At 54.4% G+C, this 22,219-nt stretch carries 20 protein-coding genes and 2 pseudogenes; 9 read left to right on the top strand and 13 right to left on the bottom strand.

The window, feature by feature from the left end:
- Positions 1 to 33: 33 nt before the first annotated feature.
- The 4 genes and pseudogenes from CUN63_RS08625 to CUN63_RS08610 all read right to left on the bottom strand — a co-directional run.
- Complete coding sequence (locus CUN63_RS08625; protein WP_129438673.1) at positions 34 to 1,440, bottom strand: DUF2252 domain-containing protein; 1,407 nt, start codon at positions 1,438 to 1,440, stop codon at positions 34 to 36.
- 126 nt (positions 1,441 to 1,566) lie between these two features.
- Positions 1,567 to 2,490: a hypothetical protein gene (locus CUN63_RS08620; protein ID WP_129438671.1), complete on the bottom strand. Its 924-nt coding sequence runs from the start codon at positions 2,488 to 2,490 to the stop codon at positions 1,567 to 1,569.
- A gap of 92 nt (positions 2,491 to 2,582) precedes the next feature.
- Positions 2,583 to 3,043: pseudogene (locus CUN63_RS08615) on the bottom strand (cysteine hydrolase family protein).
- Positions 3,044 to 3,619: 576 nt separating this feature from the next.
- Positions 3,620 to 4,379, bottom strand: a pseudogene (locus CUN63_RS08610) (IS5 family transposase); the annotation flags it as partial.
- A 181-nt stretch (positions 4,380 to 4,560) separates the two neighbouring features.
- Here CUN63_RS08610 and CUN63_RS08605 point away from each other — a divergent pair.
- From CUN63_RS08605 to CUN63_RS08585, 5 genes are read left to right on the top strand one after another with little or no spacing between them, the layout of a single operon-like run.
- Positions 4,561 to 7,389 carry a Z1 domain-containing protein gene (locus CUN63_RS08605; protein WP_165353240.1) on the top strand — a complete coding sequence of 943 codons (2,829 nt, stop codon included), beginning with the start codon at positions 4,561 to 4,563 and terminating at the stop codon, positions 7,387 to 7,389.
- A 3-nt stretch (positions 7,390 to 7,392) separates the two neighbouring features.
- On the top strand, positions 7,393 to 9,438 hold the full coding sequence (locus tag CUN63_RS08600; RefSeq protein WP_129438667.1) for a hypothetical protein: 2,046 nt from the start codon (positions 7,393 to 7,395) through the stop codon (positions 9,436 to 9,438).
- Positions 9,435 to 10,394, top strand: a complete 960-nt coding sequence (locus tag CUN63_RS08595; RefSeq protein WP_129438665.1) for a hypothetical protein — start codon at positions 9,435 to 9,437, stop codon at positions 10,392 to 10,394. Before CUN63_RS08600 ends, CUN63_RS08595 begins: the two co-directional genes overlap by 4 nt.
- Positions 10,391 to 11,089, top strand: coding sequence for a hypothetical protein (locus CUN63_RS08590; RefSeq protein WP_129438662.1), 699 nt, complete (start codon positions 10,391 to 10,393; stop codon positions 11,087 to 11,089). The genes CUN63_RS08595 and CUN63_RS08590 overlap by 4 nt, the downstream gene beginning before the upstream one ends.
- A complete protein-coding gene (locus CUN63_RS08585; protein WP_129438660.1) occupies positions 11,082 to 12,017 on the top strand; it encodes a PD-(D/E)XK motif protein in 936 nt (311 codons plus the stop codon). The genes CUN63_RS08590 and CUN63_RS08585 overlap by 8 nt, the downstream gene beginning before the upstream one ends.
- Positions 12,018 to 12,067: 50 nt before the next feature.
- Here CUN63_RS08585 and CUN63_RS08580 read toward each other — a convergent pair whose 3' ends face one another.
- Positions 12,068 to 12,490 carry a very short patch repair endonuclease gene (locus CUN63_RS08580; protein WP_371928229.1) on the bottom strand — a complete coding sequence of 141 codons (423 nt, stop codon included), beginning with the start codon at positions 12,488 to 12,490 and terminating at the stop codon, positions 12,068 to 12,070.
- A 322-nt stretch (positions 12,491 to 12,812) separates the two neighbouring features.
- On the opposite strand from CUN63_RS08580, the gene CUN63_RS08575 reads away from it, so the two are divergent.
- Positions 12,813 to 14,495 (top strand): DNA cytosine methyltransferase, encoded by a 1,683-nt coding sequence (locus CUN63_RS08575; protein WP_129438656.1) that lies wholly within the window; start codon positions 12,813 to 12,815, stop codon positions 14,493 to 14,495.
- Between the two features lie 1,008 nt (positions 14,496 to 15,503).
- Here the strand turns inward: CUN63_RS08575 and CUN63_RS08570 are convergent.
- On the bottom strand, positions 15,504 to 15,881 hold the full coding sequence (locus tag CUN63_RS08570) for a hypothetical protein (protein WP_218570146.1): 378 nt from the start codon (positions 15,879 to 15,881) through the stop codon (positions 15,504 to 15,506).
- Between the two features lie 33 nt (positions 15,882 to 15,914).
- Positions 15,915 to 16,340: a hypothetical protein gene (locus tag CUN63_RS08565; RefSeq protein ID WP_306108959.1), complete on the bottom strand. Its 426-nt coding sequence runs from the start codon at positions 16,338 to 16,340 to the stop codon at positions 15,915 to 15,917.
- 162 nt (positions 16,341 to 16,502) lie between these two features.
- On the opposite strand from CUN63_RS08565, the gene CUN63_RS08560 reads away from it, so the two are divergent.
- Positions 16,503 to 16,847 (top strand): helix-turn-helix domain-containing protein, encoded by a 345-nt coding sequence (locus tag CUN63_RS08560; protein WP_129438654.1) that lies wholly within the window; start codon positions 16,503 to 16,505, stop codon positions 16,845 to 16,847.
- Here the strand turns inward: CUN63_RS08560 and CUN63_RS08555 are convergent, their stop codons facing one another.
- The 5 genes from CUN63_RS08555 to CUN63_RS08535 form a co-directional block, all read right to left on the bottom strand.
- A complete protein-coding gene (locus tag CUN63_RS08555; protein WP_129438652.1) occupies positions 16,848 to 17,162 on the bottom strand; it encodes a hypothetical protein in 315 nt (104 codons plus the stop codon).
- 53 nt (positions 17,163 to 17,215) lie between these two features.
- Positions 17,216 to 17,407: a hypothetical protein gene (locus CUN63_RS08550; protein ID WP_129438650.1), complete on the bottom strand. Its 192-nt coding sequence runs from the start codon at positions 17,405 to 17,407 to the stop codon at positions 17,216 to 17,218.
- A 90-nt stretch (positions 17,408 to 17,497) separates the two neighbouring features.
- The gene (locus tag CUN63_RS08545; RefSeq protein ID WP_129438648.1) at positions 17,498 to 17,968 is read right to left on the bottom strand and encodes a JAB domain-containing protein; all 471 of its coding nucleotides are present in this window, start codon (positions 17,966 to 17,968) and stop codon (positions 17,498 to 17,500) included.
- 17 nt (positions 17,969 to 17,985) lie between these two features.
- Positions 17,986 to 18,954, bottom strand: coding sequence for a DUF932 domain-containing protein (locus CUN63_RS08540; protein ID WP_129438646.1), 969 nt, complete (start codon positions 18,952 to 18,954; stop codon positions 17,986 to 17,988).
- 79 nt (positions 18,955 to 19,033) lie between these two features.
- Positions 19,034 to 19,294 carry a hypothetical protein gene (locus CUN63_RS08535; protein ID WP_256657681.1) on the bottom strand — a complete coding sequence of 87 codons (261 nt, stop codon included), beginning with the start codon at positions 19,292 to 19,294 and terminating at the stop codon, positions 19,034 to 19,036.
- 322 nt (positions 19,295 to 19,616) lie between these two features.
- Between CUN63_RS08535 and CUN63_RS08530 the strand changes: the two genes are divergently transcribed.
- Positions 19,617 to 19,862, top strand: a complete 246-nt coding sequence (locus CUN63_RS08530) for an AlpA family transcriptional regulator (protein ID WP_129438642.1) — start codon at positions 19,617 to 19,619, stop codon at positions 19,860 to 19,862.
- Between the two features lie 427 nt (positions 19,863 to 20,289).
- Positions 20,290 to 21,366 (top strand): inovirus-type Gp2 protein, encoded by a 1,077-nt coding sequence (locus CUN63_RS08525; RefSeq protein WP_129438640.1) that lies wholly within the window; start codon positions 20,290 to 20,292, stop codon positions 21,364 to 21,366.
- Between the two features lie 83 nt (positions 21,367 to 21,449).
- Here the strand turns inward: CUN63_RS08525 and CUN63_RS08520 are convergent, their stop codons facing one another.
- Complete coding sequence (locus tag CUN63_RS08520; protein WP_129438638.1) at positions 21,450 to 22,169, bottom strand: hypothetical protein; 720 nt, start codon at positions 22,167 to 22,169, stop codon at positions 21,450 to 21,452.
- Positions 22,170 to 22,219 lie beyond the last annotated feature (50 nt).

Here is a 22,219-nt window from a genome sequence, read left to right as displayed (position 1 = left end):
GATGAGTTCGCCGCTTCACGCCCTGAGACACGCCTACGGCAAATGATCCGCCGCAAAGTCCACCTCCGAGCGCGCCCGCAAACGGCCCTTGCGGCAGGCCTGCTGGAATCGTTCGAAGTCGCGCTCATTCTGCGCGGTGTAGCTTTGCGCATACTTGAACAGCGCGTCGGCCAGCGCATCGCTCTTGCCGATGTAGCCACTGATGTGTGCAGCGTTCCCGGATGATTTGGCATGGGCACGGGCCAAGGCGCGGCCACAAATGCGTCCGTAGGCGGCGAAGGTGTCCGCATCGAAAGTCTCGAGTTCAGCCGAGACTTTCATATCGCGCAACTGGCGCACGTAGAAGTGTCGACCACTGGGGCCGGTGGTCCAGCCGAGGAACAGGTCACTGGCCGATTGCATCAACCGTTGGCCATCGACCACGCGCTGACCGTTATGCCGCACCCGCAATTTAGTCTTCACATAATCGGCAAGCACCGAACGACGTGCCTCCTTGAACTGCAGGAACAGCGGGAACTCCTGATCGTCGGTCAGCAGGGCCACCAGGCAACGAGTCCCGACGCTGCCCACACCGACCACTTTGAACGCCATGTCGTGGGCATGAAAACGCGACAACAGCTCGCGACGGTCGGCTTGCAGGGTGTCGGGATAGTCGCGCATGAACGTGTCGTAAAGCGGCCGCCAGTCCGACAGGCGCAGCCAGTCGTCATCGGCATCCAGCAGCGTGGTGTTGTTGTGTAAGTGGAAAATTTCCGGCAGGTCATCGCGAATGATCAGTCGGCCATGTGCGTCACGTTCACTGATCTTCGGCAGCAGTTCAGCATGGGTGCGACGTTCGGCTTTTTCGATGGCGCGCTCCACATGCTCCAGGGTCGCTTTGCTTGCCTGTTGCCGCAGATCGTTATAAGTGATGGACTCGTACCAGGTTTCCATGGCGCTTTGTTCGGCGCACTCGAGCATGGTCTGTTGGTAGGCGCCGACCACCTGGCGGCAGACTGTTTCCTGGACCGTGTCGCCATGGCGCAGGTCGCGGGCGGCCACTACGAAACTCGCCACCAGACGTTTCAAGTCCCATTCCCAAGGCCCGGGATGGGCTTCGTCGAAATCGTTGACGCTGAACAGCAGATTGCGTTCCGGCGTTGCAAAGCCTCCGAAGTTCATCAGGTGACTGTCGCCGCAGATGGGCGATACCAGGCCCATGTTGGCTGTTTCGGCCAAGTCGTGGGCTTGCAGCAGCGCGTTGCCGCGATAGAAGGTGAACGGCGAGACCAGCATGCGGCCGTAGCGCAACTCGACCAGCGACGTGATCCGGCCTTCACTGGACGTTTTGATCAGCGGCAGCGGGTCGCGATTTACTTTCCCCATGGCCGCCTGCGAACTGCGGGAGCAGTTCTTGCGAGCATCCTTGCCTTGCTTCAAGCGGTCTTTGAGGGAGGTCATGTGGGCTCGTATGGTGAGTGTTTTAGACGTGTGAGAGGTGAGTGTAGAAGGGCTTCGGGTCTTCATCCGAAGTGTTTTGGCTTTGACCGTGGGGGCGAACGGGAGCAACTCACTAACGAGCATCCTTCAATACTCAGTCGTCCCCAAAGCCCTCAAAACCCACCCGGCCTCACCAGGCATCAACGTGTACTGAACCTGCCGAATTTTCCCCGTCCTGCCCGCGTCGGCATCCGTGCTGTCATAAACCGGGAACCGCTGCACCAACGCATTTTCCACCATGGCAAACTCATCCTCGCCCTGGTAGCCCACCGCTATTTTTGGGTTCTCGCTGACAGGTGGTAGATAAATCTCGCTAAGTGACTTCTTGCGATTGGCAGCGTAAGCAATGAGCTCGCCCGGCATCCCGCGCCCCGGTGACCTGATGAATACGTAAATCTCTGGAGAGCCATTGCGATCAAGGTCGGCGACCTCTGCTCGGACGATGGTGCCGGTGAGCGGGCGTACGATCTCTGTGTTATCGATTTCCAGACCTTGGGGTGCAATGCGTAGAGCACGACTTCCATCGACCGACACGCTCGTCACGTGAAAGCCAATGCCCTGCAATTCAAGTGTCTGGTCGAACGGCTGGTTGCTATCCGTTGCATCACCCGAGCTCAGGCTTAACGAAAGGTTGTAGTTGGCCACTTCATTGCGCCGAGAAGCGCTGCGCATCAGGTATACCTGAACCGTATATTCGCCATCGGCGGGCAATGGTCCCAGAAAGTGATTGCCCATGATCGATCCGTTAAACAACGCATAGTCCGCACCTTTCGCGGTGATGTTGAAGTAGGCAGAGGCGTTGGAAGACTTGAAGTCCACGGTCATCATTTGGCCGGCCTTCGCGTTTAGGCGGTACTGCGCGGTGAGCGGGCCTTTGATGGATCGGGCGAACCTGGCGGTGTCGGAGCCCTTTTTGAAGGTGACCTGCTCGACACGAGGAGCGATCTCGGTGGCGGCGTGTACAGGCACAGAAACCATGGCGGCCAGGACGGCTGCGATCCATACGTTCATGTTGATCTTCCTGAGTGAGTGGTTGCTCAAGCGGTTGCAGGCAAACCCGCAGCATAGGTCCTGTTGTGTTGAATCGCCGACTAATACGTTGATTACAGCTCACTCGATTTGAGCGTGTGCTTGAAATGATGCTTCCAAAGCCTGACACCCAACTCTCCCGTCCGATCCAGCGATGACCCCATCGTCAAGTCCGTAATCAACGTCGGCTGCAACCCCGCATCAAACAATGCAAACCCCGCCGCCAGGCAGCAGGTCTCGGTCTGAAGAACGCAGACGAGCACGCGATCCACCTTCAGGCTTTTCAAATACTCGATGGTTTCCAGTGAAGGCGCGTAGCCGTGCTTGATGAAGAGGCGGTCGGCCTGAATCAGGCTGTCATCGTCGGGTGCGGTATGCCAGCCGAGTTGTTTCTGGAACGGAGTTTTGGATTCGTCGTGGCGCTCGACCGTGGCGACGCTGGGCAGCGTGCCTATAGTGTCTGGATACCTTCGATGAGCCATTGAGGTGGGGCGAAACTGGGCTGGACGTCGATGATAAGGAGGGCTTGGCGCATGGGCGTCTCCGAGGGAGGTCGCGGCGGCGGCTTCGGCGGCCGCTGGGTATTTTGTATTGGTAGGGCTGGCCTCTTCGCGGGCAAGCCCGCTCCCACAGGGGGGCGGTGGGGCATGGATTGTCGAATCCCAGATGCAACAAAACCCGCACTTGGCGGGTTTTGTTTTGCTTCGTATTTGGTGGCCGGGGTAATCTGAACCGATTCAGTAAATTATTGATTTGTATATATTTTTAGTTTTTTTTGCGAGGCTTGGAATACCTTTTGGAATACTGAGTCCATCTCAATTCGCAAACGGCTTGAATTGGCCTGCCATTGTATTCGGTTCTGATCAGAACCTGATTGCTGTTTCCCCCTGCGACTTGCCGTTCGCTTCACTTACCCCAGTTGGCAATGGCACCTATGTAAGGCAATTCCGCAGGATGATTAGAGCGTTCTGCGTGCAGATGTCATAAAGTACGGTGTAGCGGGTCTCTACGTAATGGGCCGACCCGCCGAATTCCCTTGAAGATCGAACGCCGTGGCGACTAAGTTTCTGGTCTTGCAACCTGCCGCTACGAGTGATGCCGAGCTGAATCAGGCTCTTCTTGCCGTGCTTCTTATACGTGCTGGGCCGGGCGGCGATCGACCAGTACATCTGGCGTCCCTAGTGCTCAGGACGCTTCTGCACACCGGTGTAACCCGAGTCGCCACAGACGTACGTTTCCTCACCCTGCAGCAACTGATCGACCTGCGTGACATCGGCCACATTGGCCGCCGTGCCCACCAGGCTATGGACCAGGGCGGAGTGGGCATCGACGCCGATGTGCGCTTTCATCCCGAAGAAATACTGGTTTCCTTTCTTCGTCTGATGCATCTCAGGGTCGCGTTTGCCCTCTTGGTTCTTGGTCGAACTCGGCGCGTGAATAATCGTGGCATCGACTACCGTGCCTTGGCGCAGCATCAGGCCACGATCACCCAGATAACCGTTGATGACCTGCAAGATCCCACTGGCCAACTCATGTTTTTCCAGCAGTCGACGGAAGTTGAGAATCGTCGTTTCATCGGGAATCCGGTCCAGGTGAAGCCCTGAAAACTGGCGCAAGATCGTCGTTTCGTAGAGCGCTTCTTCCATCGCCGGGTCGCTGTAGCCGAACCAGTTCTGCATCAGGTGAACCTGCAACATCGCCATCAGCGGGTACGCCGGACGGCCGCCTTCACCTTTTGGATAATACGGTTCGATCAAGGCAATCAGGCCCTTCCAGGGCACGACTTGATCCATCTCGATCAGGAAGCGCTCGCGCTGGGTCTGTTTGCGTTTACCGGCATACTCAGCATCGGCGAAGGACATCTGTTTCATCGGGCTCAACCGTTCAGTGTGGACGAGACGGGTATTTCACCAAATTTGGAAGTGTTTTTCAGAGTTTCCCTAGCAGCCGGGTTTTGTAAGGTGACCGGCTCTGTGCCACTATCCTTGGCTTTGACTTGAATGTAGGGATGTTCCTGCTTCGAGTTGTCTTCCGAATACAGTAGGGATGCTAATGGCTGATTACAGTATCAACCCAGCGTACGATAAATGCCGTGCGTTCATTGATGGACGGCGCCTGAAAAGCTGGAGTTGGGAAGATATCGCCAGACTCGGCCGGACGGAACAGTCACTTGAGAAGGCCAACGACTGGTTCCTGTTGCAGGAGCAAATGGATGACTGGCCTTCGCTGGGCAATAGCCCGCAAGAGCGCCTTGAATGTTGGAAGAAGATCGTTCGGCACAAGGAACAGGCCGAGCAGCAATCCGTCGCCGCGGCGAGACCCTTGATTGTTGTTGGGGCGGAAGAAGCCGAGCCTGGCATGGCAGTGCCGCAAGACGCGCGAAGTGCATGGCAGCTCTACAGAAAACACTTGATCGCGCAGGGCTGGAAGCAAGCCTCGGTCGATAATATTCAAAAGTCTGCGGTGCGCGTCCTTCGGCATCTGCGGCAGACCACCCAAGATCGCATGCCTGTAAAAGGGCTGGTGGTCGGACATGTACAATCCGGCAAGACAGCCAACATGGCGGGCCTGATTTCCATGGCAGCCGACTATAGATGGAACCTGTTCGTCGTGCTCACCGGCACCCTCGAGAACCTGCGGGTACAAACCAATAAGCGTCTGGTCGGCGATCTGTTCCAGCATGACGGTAACGTCAGTTGGAAGGCGATCGAGCATCCATCGAAGAACAGTCCTTATGGTGCCCGTGCGCAGGACATGCAGTTCGACGCTGGCCGAAGAGACCGCCACCTTGTTGTTTGCCTGAAGAACCCGGCTCGGTTGAAGCATCTCATTGCGTGGATCAAAGCGCACCCGCTGGGGATGTCGCAGATGCGGCTCGTGGTGATTGATGACGAGGCGGATCAAGCGGGCATCAATTCAAATGACGTTTCGAAGGCTGAGCGAACGGCCATCAACAAACTCATCCTTCAATTGATCAGTTTGCCTCTGCAATGTGTGAACTACGTTGCGTTCACCGCCACACCCTCCGCCAACTTTCTCAATGAAGGACCAGGAGAGACCCTTTACCCTTCGGATTTCATTGCAGCGCTGCCACAGGCGGACGAACATTTCGGGCCCGTGCAGATTTTCGGTTACGCCGAACATGATAAAGAGCCGCTTGGAATCGTTCGTGAAGTCTCTACAAAAGACGTGGAACAGGTGAGTATCCTTCACCGAGGGGAAGACTTGACACTGCCTCACGCGCTGCAAGAAAGCCTGATCTGGTACCTGTGCTGTGTAGCCGTGATGCGATTGTCCGGCGCTGCAAAGCCTGTGAGCATGTTGATCCATACAAGTGCAAGGCAGCTTGATCATGAGTACATGAGCAAAGCCGTGCAGGCAGCGCTCCAGGCGTGGTCGAAGTACGCTGATGATCAGTTGGCCGCTACGTTCAGGCCCGTGTGGGACAACGTTTCGTCACAACTCGATGGTGCGCAGTTTGCCGACCGTTTCCCTGACTACGGCCGGCTCTCCGAGCTTCGTGAACTCCCGGCGTTTGACTATTTTTTTGCAGAAGTGCGGACACTGCTGGATGCGGTGACAGCTATCCAGCTGGATGCGGATTTGCAACGGACATACCACCAAGGCATCCATATCTGTGTTGATAACTGTGCCAATAACGGTGTGACTGATGAGAACGAGGTCAGGCGGCTATTCTACCCTGACGCTGAGCACGCTCTGAATTACTGCACAGCGTTTATCGTTATCGGCGGTGGCACTCTTTCTCGCGGGCTGACGATTGAAAACCTCGTCAGCACATTCTTCCTGCGTGGCTCGGCGCAGGCAGATTCCCTGATGCAGATGGGGCGCTGGTTTGGTTACCGCAGAGGCTATGAACTGTTGCCTCGCGTGTGGATGTCCGATGATACGAGAGAAAAGTACGAGTTCATGACCGTCGCGGAAGAGGAACTTCGTGACGATCTACAGCGCTTCATGCATGCCGGTGCCAAGCCTGAAGAGTTCGGGCCTCGGGTCCGTGTCCATGCTCGGCTCGCATGGCTTCGCCCGACAGGTGCGAACAGGATGCAGCGCGCGATCAAGGCGAAATTCGACTTTTCGGGAATCAATCGGCAAACAACCGTTTTTCATGACGGCGATGATGCTGCTGCGGTGCTCAATAACAATTTGTTGTGTACAGAGAAATTTCTGAGCTCGGCAGGTACCAACCTCAAAAAAACCGAATTGAAGGGGGCCAATAGCCTTGTCTGGCGTAATGTCGACGTCGGTCAGGTAGTCAGATATCTTGCGAACCTCTCGTTTCATCCCGGTAATCAGTTCTTCTCCGACATGCCAGCTTTTTTGACATGGCTCGGTGAGCACAATAGAGACGCTGGCTATACGGAGTGGAATGTCGTAGTGGCGGGCAACACACCGAAACCGGAAAATAGCTGGGAGATTTCCGGCGAAACTATTGGCCGGATCAACCGTAGCCGCTTCGCCGATAAGCGTTCGGATGATGGTGTGTCCATTGGTACGCTGCGAGATCCGAAGGACTTGCTGGCGGATGCCTATGCGCTTCAAGAGGTTGGTCTTCGGAAGCCGGGGTCTAGTAATTTCCAAGTGGCAGAGGAGCGCGACAAAGGTGGTGTCGGAACAGTACCTCAACTGCTGATCTATCTCATCGACAAAGACAGCCCTTATGAACCTTCTACAAAGGTCGCCCCTGCGCCGCGCCGAGAGAGGCAATCGCTCAATGCCAAAGCGCACATCGTAGGTATCAGCCTTTATCTGCCGGGTTCGCAAGGCAAGCAGAAAAGCTATGTCACTCACGTGACAGTCAATATTCCGGAGACCTTCGCGCCATCGGAAAATAATCTTGAAGAAACGGTAGGCGCGATCTGATCCATGAAGTATTACAGCCTCCCACTGCAGCCCATGCAGGAGTCCGGTGCGTTCCTGCTTCGCGCGCTGCAGAATGAAGAAACGCCATTGTTGGACTTGCTGGTACGCGAATCCGTTCAGAACGCGCTCGACGCAGGGCGCAAAGATAATCAGGAACTGCCGGTGTCAGTGGATTTCCATATCCGCGAGCATTCTCTGGAGGCCATCGCCTCCATTTTCAGTGAAGGGCTGAACCTGCAGATGCTCGGAAAACGCTATCCACGTACGCCGAAACTGCTTGAGATCCGCGACTCAGGTACCGAGGGGCTGACCGGGCCGATGACCTTCGACAGCGTGTTAGCCAATGGTCAACATGGCAATTTCCTGAAGCTCGTGTTCGAAATCGGCCGGACTCGCACTGATGATAGTGCGGGCGGTTCGTGGGGATTGGGCAAGACCTGTTATTTCCGCATGGGGGCAGGCCTCGTCATATACTACAGCCGGATCGAGACCTCCGAAGGATATGAAGAGCGGCTGGTGGCTTCGCTGGTCGAAGATGAAAACCGTGTCGACCGCTTGCAGGTCACCACGCAAACCGGCATTGCTTGGTGGGGGGAGAATGATCGACTGCAAGCAATCACGGCGCCGGAGCACATCCACAATATCCTGAAGGCATTGGGTACTCAGCCGTTCAGCGGTAAAACAACCGGCACGGCAATCATCATCCCATTGCTCAAAGAAAACCTGCTGCCCGTCTTCGACCATGAGGACGGGCCGGCACCGTGGTGGCACAGTAGTTACGAAGATTACGTAAATGTTGCGATCCAGCGCTGGTTCAGTGCGCGCCTGGATAACCCCTACTTCGCCAGTGGTAGATACCTGAGTGCTTCGGTTAACGGCATGGAGATAGCCAGCGGGGATATGTTACCGATATTCCGGGCCAGTCAGTGCTTGTATGACCGCGCAATAGGAGAGGTGCCTGAAGAGGCAGATTATTTGACGGCCAGAGGTATCAAGAGCGATGAGGTGCTTTGCAAAGCTATCCAGTTGCGAGGTGAGTTCGTGGCCTCCGGTCACGCGGGCTGGCTGCTTGGCGTGGCGTTGACCTCACGTCAATTGCAGATGGAGGCGCCAGACAACGCCCCCAGCCCGGAAACCTGCATCTTCTCCAAGGCAGGCAGCGGCGCTCCCCATCGACCGATAGTAACATTCATGCGTTCGCCTGGAATGAACATCTGTTGGGAAGACAGTATCGATTCGCGAGGCTGGGCAGGTGGGTTCTCCGGTTTTGCAGACGGCAGATACGTGGTGGCGCTTTTTGTTCCAGATTCGGCACAGGAGCTCCTGCCATCCGCAGCCCGAGGGTTACGCTCGAACATACAGAATCTTGAAGGTTATCTAAGAAGCTGCGAGCGTGCGGACCATGCCTCGTGGGTGGACGTGAACGGAGGGCGAGTGGTTGAAAAGATTCGTGGCCAGTGTGGCCGAATCCTGAAGGATTTCGGCGTACCGTCCCAGCCCAGCGTAACCGTCAAACCTTCGATGCGTATGTCACGCAAATTGGCCGAACTCGTGCTGCCCAGTCGTGGATTCGGCGGGGATGGGAGGTTTGGCAAAGCGGTGCCGCCTCCGTCCATCGGCCAAGGTTCCAGAAAAGGGGCGGTGGCTTCGCCTGAACTGGAGATAACCGAAGTCAAGTATGCGGCATCCGCCATCGTCATGAAATGGTGCTTGAGGTGGGGGCTGGTGCAGCCAGACATACCCAGAGAAATCACCGTTTCCGTGGACTCCGAATCCGGGCCGATCCCCTTAGAGGCATGGATTGTGAACGGGCTCGGCACGTTTCCGTTTCGATTGGAATCACCCCTAATCAGCAGTGCGATCCCCTCTGTAAAGTGCACGGAAATGGGCGACGGAACCTGTGTCAGGCTCACGGTCGATACTGCGTTTGTTCAACCGGGGCTGGTGCTGGAGGGGGAGCTTCACGTCAGGATAAATGAACCTGGTGGCAAGTTGTTGCGGCCGGTGGTCGGTGTGCGGATTTCGGATTCCAATGGAGCCGCGCAATGAGTACTCGGTTGCCGCTATATCGAATGCTGAATGCGCCACTCGGCGGCGCAAGCGATTCGGAAGTGCTCTTTGTTTTCCGGTCACATGATGGCCTTGATCCGGGGGCGACGGAGGTGAGTGGCGATCAATACGCTTTGGGCAAGGACAGTGACTGGAATCCGGCCGAACATCCCTTGATGGTTCAATCCTTGATCGAGCGTGCTCCGCTTCTGGAAGCCATCTTCGGTCCTGAGGGTGTGGCGAACAGCGACGCTGAAGTGTTGCTGGCACTGGAATGGGCATCGGCAGACTCCTGCTGGAGAATGCTTGGGCCCGTTCATGGCCTGCGTCACGAAGAAGCAGGCAGCGGTGTGATGCTCAACATCGAACTGGAGCCCGGGACCGTCAGAGGGAGCGGTTTTCTGTCTGTTCAGGCGTTTCTAGGCCAATCTAAAGCAGAGTTCGTTCCCGGATTTGCGCATCACCCAGGTGCACGACTGGGTCCTTTGGCACAACCGATCGAAATCATCATCGACGGTGACGGCTCCCTTTTCCCTGTGGTGGAGGAGTCCCTTGGCGCAGACGGACCACTGTGGGAATTAAAAACTTGCTGGAGCGATCCGCAGGATGAGCCATTCTCAAGCGACTATGTCGCTCTGGTACTCAACAATGCCCACCCGCATTTTGAGCAGTTGCGCGACCGTCGGGCGCTGAATATCGAGCAGTCGCCGTTAATGCGCCAGGTGTTCGCAGCATGGCTCGCCCTGGTCATTGCGCAGGTCAAAGCAGACATGGGGGCACAATTCGATACATATCAGGACACGCTCGATACCGATGAAGGTATTGCGAGTATTGCTGATGCAGTGCATACGTTCATTCGAATGGGTGATCTGAATACAGCCTCGCTTCCGGAATTGTTCATATCCACCCAATGCTGGCTTGATCGCCGGATTCGGGCACTGGAGAACGCGGTATGAGCTTCCCGACACTGAATCTCAAACTGTCGCAGCGCCACTTTGACGAGATGGTCAAAAGTGGTTCATTTATCCACGAAGCTTCCAGTCCGGAAATGGAAGAGGTACGCCGCAAACTCTTTGCCATTGTGTCGATGTATGACCCCATTGCCAGAAGCAACGCCTCAGGCCCTGGCGTCTATGACATGAAAGTTGGCCTTGCCCTGTACCAGGTCTTGGGAGAGGCTGGTATGGACATTCGCAGCGCCGCTGATGACGGCTGGTGGCGCTATTTATCCCTGCGTGTACTGCCTGATCTGGTGAAAAATCGTTGGGACAGCGCACCACCCGTGCGTTACTGGAAAGGCCGAAGCCGCATCTGGTTACGGGCGTTGTGGTGGACCGTTCATCTAACGTGGCAGGGCACCGAGGAAGACACTCGAAAGGTGTTGGAGAGCGTGACTACCGATACGGTCGTACAACTGGTTGAGCGCCCAGGCAAGGGCGGTTTCAGGATTGATCTGACGCGCTTGATTTTCAGGATGCGATTGCTGCGTAAACCTTCCCAGGATCAGTTCAGGGCAATCATGAAGCTCAATACGGCGCAGATCGTGCTCAAGGAACCCGTTTTCTGCGAAGGCGGTTTGTTCGGCTACGTCGATGCACTGTTTGCGGATGTAGGATGCGCCCCTATTGGTATTAATAGCGACCATGACTGACTTGTTGAAAGAGATTCAGGGAGGCTTTGCCAACCTTGACCAGAGCGGGCGGATGTTGCCCATCAAGGCGATGCCGGCAGCCTGCCCTGCGTGGGTATTTCGTGAAGGCGACAGGTTCGGCGTTGCCGTTGAGTGCTCCGCCCCCCTGGAGATCTCGGAAGTGTTCGCCGGCGCCAGGCTCCGGACAGTGGAGCGGGTGATCGCGGGACAGCAGAGACGCTTCCTGCGGTTGGAGTCGTCCATTGAATGGCTCCGCAACGAGTTCGGGGTTATCTGCGAGCATATGGTCAGCGTCGAGTCCGGCGCCGCGGTACGGCAAGCGTTGCTGGCTGATCCTCTGGTTTGGTGGGAAAGGTGGCGGCACCTGCTGGGGAATGCGCTGGTCGACAAGCATGGCTATGACGTGCTCGCTGAACTGCTGGCTCTGGAGACGCTGCTTATAGGAGGGGTCTCCTATGAGTGGAGCGGCCCTTTCGGCGGCGTAGTTGACATTAGAACTCCAACGACCGACTACGAAGTCAAGTCGACGATCAGCCGTTACGGGAGCGTGATCAACATTTCCGGGCAGTTCCAGCTGGCCGCCTCATCGGGTAAGCCGCTACAACTGATTCACTTCAGGTTTGAGCCGGTCGATGAAGGTCTGTCGATTGATCTCGTTTGCGATCGTCTCGTTGCTCTCGGCATCGATGCCGCCGTGCTGGAAGGAGCATTACAGCGTCTCGGCATGGAGGCAGGATGTTCGGCACGAAAAGAAGCATACAACCTGCTCGAGGCACTGTCCTATTCGGTTGATGACAGTTTTCCCCGGATAACGCCTGCAAGTTTCATAGGTGGGGTGTTACCTGCAGGCGTTGTTCAGTTCGAATACAGCGTTGATCTTTCTGGTCTAAAGTCCAAGCTGCTACAGAGATTGACTCAGGTTGCGTAACGGTTCGATGGAGGCTCGGAATTGCCGGCCCAGTAGCCCGAGCGCCCCGGTCAGCTGAACGGCTCGGTATGGAAAGCGGGCCAAGAAATATAACGTTGATCGCAATCCGGCACGGCCTCCAGAAGCCATTGGATCTCTGCTTCCGGTCTGCGGATTCCGCACTCCCAGAGTTCGAAGACGCGCCAACCCTGTTGCAGCAGTTCGTTCCTGTTTCTTATATCTCGCTTCACGTTCTGCTCGAACTTTGCGCGCCAGAAATCTTCGCGAGACTTGGGATTGGTCGCGTACCGGCATCCGGGGTGCCTGTGCCAGAAGCAGCCATGAATGAATAAGCAGAGGCGGTACCGAGGTAACACCACGTCGGGGCGACCCGGAAGCTGTCGTGGGTGCAATCGATACCTGAAGCCATGACTGTGCAGCAGCTTTCGAACCTTCATCTCTGGGATTGTATTGCTGCCGCGGATGCTGGCCATCATGCGAGATCTGACTTCTTTGCTGACTACGTCCACCGATCACCCTCCAGATGTGCCTGCTCTTGCTTAAGTTATGACCTTTCAACTGCGCTAGCGCTCCCTAGGCCTATAAATCGTTGGCTTTCTTGCTGGGCGCGGAGGGGTGGACAACGATTTTGCTGCGTATGGACCATAATTTGAGATTGTCATTTCCGCCGAGAAACTTTTAGTTGGCAATCGTCGTGAGCGCGGCTAAAGCTGCGCTGGTGGGCCAATCCTGGTACAGTATTGCTGCTCGGCTAACTACGCTGTTGCCATTCCTGTTTCCTTGACTGATGAGCCCATGACTCAATACCAGAACACTCTTTTCCCGCCGAGGGCGACCGCCGAGCCAGCTGTTGCAGTTGAGGACGCTATCCAAATCGTTGACCTTTTCGCTGGCCCTGGCGGACTGGGTGAGGGTTTTTCATCCTCAGGTGATGGCAATCGATTCGACATCATCGTTTCCGCCGAAATGGACCCTGTAGCCAGGAAGACACTTAAACTGCGTGCCTTCTATCGCTTGCTCAAGCGCGAGTATCCCAAAGGGCTTCAGGACTACTACCGGTACTGCAATGGTGAGGCCGCAGAGCCTTTCACTCCTGAAACGAGAGATTTCTGGACCCGAGCCGAGGAGGAAGCACGGCAGATCACCCTAGGGTCGGAGGAGGGCGACTCTGAGCTAAATGAACTCATCGACGCCAGATTGAATAAAGATGGACGTCCATGGGTCCTCATAGGCGGCCCTCCATGCCAAGCGTATTCAATCGTTGGTCGGGCTAGAAATCAAGGCAAGCAGGGTTATGTCGCTGAGAATGATCATCGGCATTTTCTGTATAAAGATTATCTGCGCATCATCAAGAATTATCGCCCTACTGTTTTTGTCATGGAAAATGTCAAAGGGATATTGTCTTCCAAGGTTGGGGGTGAAGGGATCTTTGCGCAGATTCTCAGAGACCTAGTGGACCCTACCCAAGCATTGGATCATGTAGAGGGCGGGCAGAAATACAAGATCTGTTCTCTGGTTTCCGAGGAGTCGATCAGCTCTGCTGATTGCATCGGCAGGGTAAACCCGAAGTCTTTTATCATCGAAGCAGAAAAATACGGGATTCCACAAGCTCGCCATCGAGTCATTCTTCTGGGAATAGCGCTCGACGAGTACGGTAATACCCCATTTCATGACCTCCTGAAAACAGCCGATCCGGTATCGGTCAGACAAGCCATCGGCGGCCTGCCCAAGCTTAGAAGCAAGCTGTCGCGGCGTTCGGACTCCCAAGAAGATTGGTACCGGGCGGTTGCCGACGAAGTAGACGATTTACTGCGTCACGCGGAAATGGAAAATGGCAAACTGATTGCGCCTCTGCGAGCTACTCGTCAAGCACTTTTCAATGCGCCTCAGAGTTCTGGTAGTCAGCGAGTGCCTAAGGAACAAGGTCTAGGCAACACGGGTATACCCACCCTTGATGCCTGGTACCAAGACTCCAATATCAAATACTGGATGAGCCACGATGCCCGCGGACATATGCAGTCCGACCTGCGGCGATACGCTTTTGCAAGCACCTTCGCTGAGCACAACAAGTATTCGCCAAAGGGCCATCAACAATTTTCACTACCGGGCCTTGCTCCCGCTCACAAGAACTGGGAAAGCGGTAAATTCATTGACCGCTTCAGGGTGCAGCTCGCAGAACTCCCGGCAACGACTATCACCAGCCATATCTCGAAGGATGGCCACTACTTTATTCACTACGACCCTGCGCAATGTCGTAGCTTGACCGTTCGCGAGGCCGCGCGGCTTCAGACCTTCCCAGATAACTATTATTTCGAAGGGAATCGAACCCAGCAGTACCACCAAGTGGGCAATGCGGTACCGCCTTTATTGGCAAACAAAATCGCGGAAATTGTTTATGACGTTGTGTGTCGGCGGGTTGCCGAGCGTCAAGATATTATGAAAAGACCTGCACAAAATGAATCGCCACTGCTGCTATAGACGCTTACTGACAGCTTTTGGCCCAGAGTGTGTAGCAACGCGCTCAAGGTTCTCATCGTCTTGAAGCGCGGACGCTCGTTAGTTGAGCGATCATACGGTCAATGTCGCGGGTATCATCATTCGAAATTGGAACACACCATCACTGTTCTTACAGCTTTTAGGGTGGGCCAAATCGGATTTTTTAGGCAGTCAGCGCTGTCATAGCCATGGTTGCGGGGGGGGCGCAGGCATCGGGAGGGCCTCAAGCTTCATCGCGGCTCCCTGAGTGAGGTGCCAAGAGTTGATCCGGTTCTTTCTGAATACACGTTAAATTCAACATTCTACTCAAAACCGATCAGCACAAAATCGATTGAGACATCAGCTAGGCTCATGTCGCGTTTACGAGCCTCCAAGAGAGACTTACGGTGATCGCTCAGATCTACCGCCTGCCCGCTTGGCTTGGACATGGATTAGGGAATCATAAGCATCTCAGCCTTTATCGATGATTTTAGGTGAGGCGAGCCAACGCGCTTGGTAATTTATGATAAAAAATTTACAAACGGTCAGCTCTAGTCTGTTTAGGCGCAAACACTGAGTGCAACACTGCATTAACTCAATGGAGTTATTTTTATATCTAGAGAGTCCGAGGTGATTAACTAATCGGCATAATTCAAAATTAAAGCCTGAAGAAACGACCCATTTTTGAGGCCGGTTCTTCAGGCTTATTTGTTAGCTATCCGTTCGGGTCACTAATGGTGAGATTTGACGTTCACTCTTTCTGTCAGGTGCGTGCTGCAATCATTACGTCCTGGAGCAGCTTGTCAGGGTTACTACTCGAGCGAAGCTGCGCTGGAGAGTACTTCGCCTCCAGTTTCTGAAAGGTACACTGACAAATCGCTTTGGACGCTCCGCTTTGCACACAACCAGAAAGGAATTCTCCTCGGGCGCGCGAGTTTTCATCCGAGCACCCCGTCAACAGTTTCAACGCGGCGATCACGCTGCACATCAAAGCCAGGCTGGATCCGGGCATCAGCGCAGCACCATGGCGCAACCGAAGACTACACCTATCCCCAAGCCAATCACTTGCGGCCCGAGCGCCCAAAACAACTTGATCCATATCAGGCTCAACATACCCCCGCTGGTGTACACGGCGTCCGGGTGAGCAAATTTGCGGATGGCATCGCCGGCCAGGGCGCCCAACCAGCCCAGGAACGCACCGACCAGAACGGCCAGGCATTTAGCGAACCAGCCTGCGCCCAATGCCATCGACGACGTGTTGTAAGTCACGCTGAGTATCGCTAGCACCACCGCTGCCACCCCCCAACCAATAGTGGCTGGGCTGAGGCTGCTTGCGTCGCTGTCTTCTTCGCTGAGCCCGCTCTGTGGGTTCTCACCTTGTTGTGGCATATGGTTCTCCTTTTGTGGTGATTGACCGCTCAGCTACCAGGCCGCCTTGCAGCTGTTGGTTTCGTCGCTCAGTGTCGGCAATACCGTCTTTAGATTTTTCGTCGGCAGGTTGAAGACCTTGCCTTGAGCTCTGACCTGCAAGCGGTTGGCTTTGCGCAAGGCACCCCAGAACTCCTGAGTGAAGATGCTGCTGCATGCGCGGCAGTCGGTGTAAAAGGGGTTGTTGAAAGTTTTGCCATCGACGATGAGGTCAAAGCCTTGTCCATCTTCCGAGCTATAGGCTTGACCGTTCACCGTGGCGCTGGCCGAAACATAACGGTCGTCATCGGAGGCGCAGGCAATCACCAGTTCGTTGCCATTGCCGTCATCGACGGCATATTCGCTGGTGCCCATGGCCCAACCCGAGGTCCAGGTATTCGTTCCGGCAGCGGCGGTGTTGATAGCGAGGCAGCTCAGCACTGCCAACAAGAGGGGTTTCGTATTAATGGGATATTCCTTATCGAATGATGGTGGTACAGGGTTCTAAGCCGATTATCAACTTAGAAGGTTGATTTTCAACTCGCGGTGTTCTTCATGTCAATGAGGTGATGCCCAACCATCTGGGTTGAGATGGGAGGGTGTATGGCTGAAATTAATCAGAAGCAGTTGGCGGACACCGTAGGGCGCGCCATATCGAAACAGCGGGTACGCTGTGGGCTGACCCAGGAGGCCGTCGCGGAACGCTTGGGCGTGGGCAATGAGGCAGTTTCCCGTATCGAACGGGGAGTCGTGATGCCCAATATCACCAGGTTGTTGGAGTTTGCCGAGATCTTTGGCTGTGAAGCGGCTGAATTGCTCAGTGAGGTGAGTCCGCTCGTCGATGACCAAGCCAGTCGGATTAGCCATTTGTTAAGGGCGTTGGATCATGCGGATCGCCAGATGGTGGTCGAGTTGGTCGAGCGTTTAGTCAATCGCCTAAAAATCTGATCACGAATCGAGGGCATCGAAGAGGGCGCCACAGCGCAGACACAGGTGAGTAAATGCACCGAACTGGTAGGTATGCATATCCTGAATAAACGCGTCACTGGCCCGCAGGGCCGAGGCGGCGCTCGCCACTGCCCCGGTCACCTGTTTCAGTATCCCGACCATCGGTTCCTCGGCGTTAAGGCCGCTGGCCGGTGGTTGGGACTTTTGCCACTCACGGGCAAGGCCATTCAATACCGCCAGGAGCTGTACAACTGCTTTGGCGTCGTCCTGAGACAGGATTGCTGAAGACTCACAAATCAAACAGTGTGGATTCATTTGGCGTCTCTGATCGGGAGAGTGAAGGCTACGCTGGGCAAGCGCCGTGGGCATCAAGGGGCTGTCTGGGTATGTCTACGGCGAAGCATTTTCAGGACGATGACCAAAAGAACGCAACCCAGCACAACAGCGAACAGCAGGGGCGGGAAGCGCAGCGTCAGGCAGGCTGCAGCCACCAGCACGCTGCTACCGGCGAGCAAGCATATGAAGAGAAACAACGTGAGAAAAAATCGAAGCACAGTCATGGACGTCTTTCCTGTCGTGGGCATTTAACCTGTGGGGGAGGAACGGTATTGGCTGGATGGGTGTATTTAGATAAAGCCGCGCTCGGCGAATCACACACAGCCTTCCAAACCAACCACGATATGGTCTAGCGTTCGGGTGCCAACCAGGCAGAGTGTTTCTTTCAGCGCTTTTGTCAGCTGACGATCTGCCTGGCTGGGCTCTGGATCGCTAGAAGGATGGTTGTGCAGAACCACTGCCGCTGCGTTGTGCTTCAATATCAGCTTCACCACTTCCCGTGGATGGACGCTGGTTTCATCCAGGGTGCCGCGAAACAACTCACGAAAGCCGAGCACGCGGTGTTTGCTATCGAGCAACAACAAGGCAAACACTTCGTGCTCATAATGTTGCAGGAGTACTTGCAGGTGGCTGATGACTTGGCCGTGCGAGGTCAGTAATCGACCTTTGGCCAGGTGCTGGCGGGCTAACTGCTGAGTCATGCGCAGAATGTCGCTTTCGCTGACGGGGGATTCGATGAGGTACTGGCCGGCAATGTCACTGGCCTTGAGCTTGTGCAGTTTCATGAGGGTTGTTCTTCGGTTTACGCCACTAGTTGCAGGGCGGCATCCAGCGCTTTTTGTTTGATTACCGCACCTTGGCCGAACCATGCTGAATCCATTCGGTATTCCGAGCTGCGAGCGCGCCGTTCGTGATCCACATACTCCGTCACGGCGTTCAGCAACCCCCATGCTGTACCGCGAGTAGATTCCAACTCTGATCCTCGTCCTCTACCTTCGTACAGGCCTTGTACCTTCTCCATCGCTCGCTTGTTTGGCAGCACATTGGGAATGGGGTTATGGGCGCTGCTATCGCACAGGACTTCCATAAAGAAGCCCATGGCTTCTTTCGACTGAACCCTGCGTTCGGCGAGAGCGCGCATCCGGTACATGAATTCGTCCCATTGCGAGACGGTGATGCCCAGTTGCTTTTTTACTGCTTGCGGATCAAAGCGCGTGTTGTGTGGAACCTTGATGGCGCGGGTGGCTCCATTCAGGGAGATAGTCAGCGTGTTGTTGCAGACCACGCGAACGGTCGTGGGAGTCGCGGTGGTCGCCAGTGTGCCGTCGCAGGAGGTGGCCAGCAGCAGATAACCATTCACTTGGTCGTTCCCCTTCAGCGCCGTGGCCTGACCTGTTCTGGCGAGGGCCCAGAACTTGCGGCCGCCCTTGAGCACGCCAGCGGTTTCCAGCTCGTAACCGGAGAACTCGGTCAGGTCTCGGTAGAACTCCAAAACCTGACGTGGCTGTACCACCTGATAGCGATTAGAAACTACCGATAACGGCCCTTTGGTATCGGAGCGATACAGTACCTTTTGTTCCGGGAATGAGTGAATGGTGCCCAAGTGGCCCGATGCATCCGCTTTAAAATGAACCGGACTTTCCTGAATCTGCCAGTTCATGCCAGCTTCGCGTTGCCAGATTTCTAAAGGCTGTTTTGGCGAAAGTGCTGAGCCAAGGCCGTGCCAAGGGGTGTCGCCAACGTAGGCCATTTGTTCAATGAGATGTGCCATGAGAATGATTCCTTTGGGTATAGAACGACATAAGCGCTGCGCAGAGCGCATCACTTGCCGGGGCAGTTGGGGAGGTTGATTAAGTAGGGAGGTTGAAGTAGTGCCCGCAGGCCAGGCAGAGGTTGTTGGCCAGCACATGGCGATCCAACTTTTCGCCAAGTTGCGCACCAACGATGCAGCCGCCTATGCCTCCGGTCATTCCGCCGAGAATGGCGCTAGAGACTGTACCTACGGTGTCGGCAAAAGCACCGACAGCAGTGCTTGTTTGGCTTGCAGCAAGCGCGGTGCTTACTCCTTGTGCAGCGCCTCCGGCAGCGCCGACAACGGCACCTATCTTCATGGCTGTTCTGTGGAAAGCAATTTTGGGAGAGCTACAGGAAGGGCACTGAAATGACATGGTTTAGGGTTCCATGATGGATATTCAGCTCCGTGATATATATGTGAAATGAGTTTCAATATCATTTATGGATGGGGCAGGCGCTCGTTACCCCTGAGCGGGCCAGCCAAAGCCATGCGGAGTTAGTTCCCTCGTATACGAAGTTGGTTCCTATTGGGTGGCCAGTCCGAGTCAAAGCGTGCTCTCGACGCATAAAAAAAATACTGACCGCTGGAGCCTACTTGTAGGTGCGAGGGCGGCTTAAAGTCGCACCACTCCCAAACACATGACGAGAAGGCAAGTGACAAACACACAAACTGTTTTCCACCCGAGGATTTTACGCCTCAAACAACTGACCGATCGGATCGGCCTTGGGCGGTCCACGATCTATGACCGCATGGACACCCAGTCGCCGAGGTACGACGCTACGTTCCCCAAACCAATCAAGCTGGGGGCGGCAGCCATCGGCTGGATTGATTCCGAAATCACCACCTGGATTGAGCAGCGCATGTCTGCCAAGGAGGTACGTTAATATTTGGACTGCTTCTTCATCGGTCAATAGGCTGAACTTTCCTTTGTTGTAGTTGGCTGGAATCAAACACCAACTCCGTATAACGTTTTAATAGTTGCTTCTATTGCGAGGTGCGCTACCAGTAGTGCTTTGATCGGGATCGGCTTGTCTTGATGTTTCTGGTTTATATGTTATTAGATGTTAGATGTGTTAGTGCTACTGATACTAGCACTAGTCGTACCAGTGATTAGTAATGGCTTGTAGTTGATATGTGTATATCAACAACAGATATAGGAGTGCTGCGTTAGGTATCAACAAGGTACCGTTAGCAGAGAGCTACACACAAGCGAGGTGTTCCAGTTAAATCAGATGCCTTGTATAAGGTGGTTGCTGTATTGGTCTGAGACCTGAATGTAATCAGGTATCTATATGAATATGAGGTGTCGCTATGGGGATTGATTATCATGAGCGCAGCATAGCGCTCATGAGTAAGTACAGCATACAGGTGAAAGGAGAAGCCGATATTCGACTGGGCTCTGTGGATATTGGGTTGATTGAGACTCTAAAGAAAGTGTCGCTGTTGGTTCAGAAGCTAATGACCACAGAAGGCAACGCCTTTGAAGTTCAAGATGTGGACGAGATCGGCAATGCTCGCCTAGTATCCAATAAGGCAGGGCGACTGCTGATCAACATAATAAATGCCCATGTACCTACTGACATGGAGTTCAGGTCGCTGTATCAGTTTGAGCCGTATATTGAGATGGCACTCAGTCGAATTATGAAGTCCCGTTTGTACGGGAGTCATTTGATCCCTAGAATGGCAATATGTGCTGAAGATGCCAAGGCCGTTGCGCAGCGATTGAACGAATGTGTGGATGGCATTCGCCAAGAGGGCCAGTCAAAGTCGTTTAAGGCTAAGCTGAACAGCTACCAGCGGTCGAGCAACAAAAACTACAAGGAACTCACGGGATACGCAGATGCGTTGTTTGAGCGCTATTCTAGACTGCTCGTGCTGAGGGTTGATCTTTCCTATTCGAAGGAGAACGCCAAAACCGCGCAGGATCAAGCCAAGCGAGATCGAGAGCGTCTATTCGAAAACGCGAGGGCGAACAAGCTGTTTGATAACATGGTGGGCTACATCTGGAAGCTGGAGCACGGTCCAGAGAAAGGCTTCCATTACCACATGATTTTTTTCTTTGATGGCTCCAAGGTTCGCGAAGACATAACTCTGGCCAAACGGATTGGTGAATACTGGGAGGCCGTAGTTACGAAAGGGCGAGGCCTTTATTTCAACTGTAACGCCGTTAAGCGTACCTATAAGAGTTGCGGTATCGGCATGATCGATCATACTGACGTCCAGCTACGTAAGGGACTGCGCAACGTGGTGATCTACCTGACCAAGACGGATCTATACATGAAACTTCAAACTGAAGGCCGTGGTATGGGGAAAGGGTTAAGGCCTGCCCCCAAAGGCCCTCGTGGCAGGCCAAGGGCTGCAATCTCTATGGCGGGGTGCATGGCCTAGGGCTTATTGTTATTAAGGGTTCTCAGTGCTACTGAGAGCCTTGTAGGGCGCCATCAAAACGACGATGGTGTAAAGCCTAAGTATCATCGGGTATTTGCACGCTTAGTCTTTTCCCAAGCAAGCTTAACCAGTTCGTCTGTTCGTAACCATTCCGGCAGCCAGCTTTCAATGTTCGAGGCCTTTATACCAAGGATATTGTTGCGTTTGATAAAGTCAGTCATAAGGCTTTCTAGCGCAGTGAAGGCGGCTACTTTAGATGGCCAGCCTGACTCTGGCCTCTTCTCCTCTAATAGTCTTACGACTTCCTCCTTCATCAGCACGCTAGCATTGTTTCGTCCTTGAGCATTTTTACTGTTTTGTGCCTTGCGACCCTCGACCTCCATCGCATTGAGAATGGCGCTTGATTTTTCTATGATTTCACCGGTCATTAAACTAGCGTCGTTAGTAAAGGCCCAAGCGCGGTCGCGGTCTTTATTCTCTTCGGCTGCTCTGGCCAGCTCCAGATATAGGCATGCATATCTCACATGCTGGAACAGTATAGTGATTTCTTCGTTATCCTCGATGGTTTCGTTGATCCAACTCGCCTCTAACTGACCCTGGAGTACTGGGTCAATTATGCAAGAGCGGATACTGTCTAACAATTTCAAATATTCGCCAGGCTTGATAAAGTGTTCAAAAAAATGGCATTGAAGTAACCCGTTGTTTCTTGCGATGGCCTCATTGATTGTGGTGCTGCCTATGCGCTCATTCATATGCATTGTGAGCTGGCTTCGCGTAAAAAGTGGAGGCTTCGTTTTTTTCATTGCATACCTCTTGGTGATATTCTTTTAAGTAGTATCTATTCGATGTATAT

The organism is Pseudomonas sp. ACM7 (genome assembly GCF_004136015.1).
GTDB lineage: Bacteria > Pseudomonadota > Gammaproteobacteria > Pseudomonadales > Pseudomonadaceae > Aquipseudomonas > Aquipseudomonas frigoris.
This window is presented reverse-complemented; position numbering and strand designations above follow the sequence as displayed.

Excerpts from the sequence above, each read along its gene's own strand:
- CUN63_RS08560 (WP_129438654.1), top strand. The coding sequence starts at position 16,503 with ATGGCTGAAATTAATCAGAAGCAGTTGGCGGACACCGTAGGGCGCGCC.
- CUN63_RS08530 (WP_129438642.1), top strand. The coding sequence starts at position 19,617 with ATGACGAGAAGGCAAGTGACAAACACACAAACTGTTTTCCACCCGAGG.
- CUN63_RS08595 (WP_129438665.1), top strand. The coding sequence starts at position 9,435 with ATGAGTACTCGGTTGCCGCTATATCGAATGCTGAATGCGCCACTCGGC.
- CUN63_RS08525 (WP_129438640.1), top strand. The coding sequence starts at position 20,290 with ATGGGGATTGATTATCATGAGCGCAGCATAGCGCTCATGAGTAAGTAC.
- CUN63_RS08575 (WP_129438656.1), top strand. The coding sequence starts at position 12,813 with ATGACTCAATACCAGAACACTCTTTTCCCGCCGAGGGCGACCGCCGAG.
- CUN63_RS08570 (WP_218570146.1), bottom strand. The coding sequence starts at position 15,881 with ATGCCACAACAAGGTGAGAACCCACAGAGCGGGCTCAGCGAAGAAGAC.
- CUN63_RS08540 (WP_129438646.1), bottom strand. The coding sequence starts at position 18,954 with ATGGCACATCTCATTGAACAAATGGCCTACGTTGGCGACACCCCTTGG.
- CUN63_RS08545 (WP_129438648.1), bottom strand. The coding sequence starts at position 17,968 with ATGAAACTGCACAAGCTCAAGGCCAGTGACATTGCCGGCCAGTACCTC.
- CUN63_RS08625 (WP_129438673.1), bottom strand. The coding sequence starts at position 1,440 with ATGACCTCCCTCAAAGACCGCTTGAAGCAAGGCAAGGATGCTCGCAAG.
- CUN63_RS08580 (WP_371928229.1), bottom strand. The coding sequence starts at position 12,490 with ATGGCCAGCATCCGCGGCAGCAATACAATCCCAGAGATGAAGGTTCGA.
- CUN63_RS08550 (WP_129438650.1), bottom strand. The coding sequence starts at position 17,407 with ATGACTGTGCTTCGATTTTTTCTCACGTTGTTTCTCTTCATATGCTTG.
- CUN63_RS08535 (WP_256657681.1), bottom strand. The coding sequence starts at position 19,294 with ATGAAGATAGGTGCCGTTGTCGGCGCTGCCGGAGGCGCTGCACAAGGA.
- CUN63_RS08590 (WP_129438662.1), top strand. The coding sequence starts at position 10,391 with ATGAGCTTCCCGACACTGAATCTCAAACTGTCGCAGCGCCACTTTGAC.
- CUN63_RS08585 (WP_129438660.1), top strand. The coding sequence starts at position 11,082 with ATGACTGACTTGTTGAAAGAGATTCAGGGAGGCTTTGCCAACCTTGAC.
- CUN63_RS08605 (WP_165353240.1), top strand. The coding sequence starts at position 4,561 with ATGGCTGATTACAGTATCAACCCAGCGTACGATAAATGCCGTGCGTTC.
- CUN63_RS08600 (WP_129438667.1), top strand. The coding sequence starts at position 7,393 with ATGAAGTATTACAGCCTCCCACTGCAGCCCATGCAGGAGTCCGGTGCG.
- CUN63_RS08555 (WP_129438652.1), bottom strand. The coding sequence starts at position 17,162 with ATGAATCCACACTGTTTGATTTGTGAGTCTTCAGCAATCCTGTCTCAG.
- CUN63_RS08520 (WP_129438638.1), bottom strand. The coding sequence starts at position 22,169 with ATGAAAAAAACGAAGCCTCCACTTTTTACGCGAAGCCAGCTCACAATG.
- CUN63_RS08620 (WP_129438671.1), bottom strand. The coding sequence starts at position 2,490 with ATGAACGTATGGATCGCAGCCGTCCTGGCCGCCATGGTTTCTGTGCCT.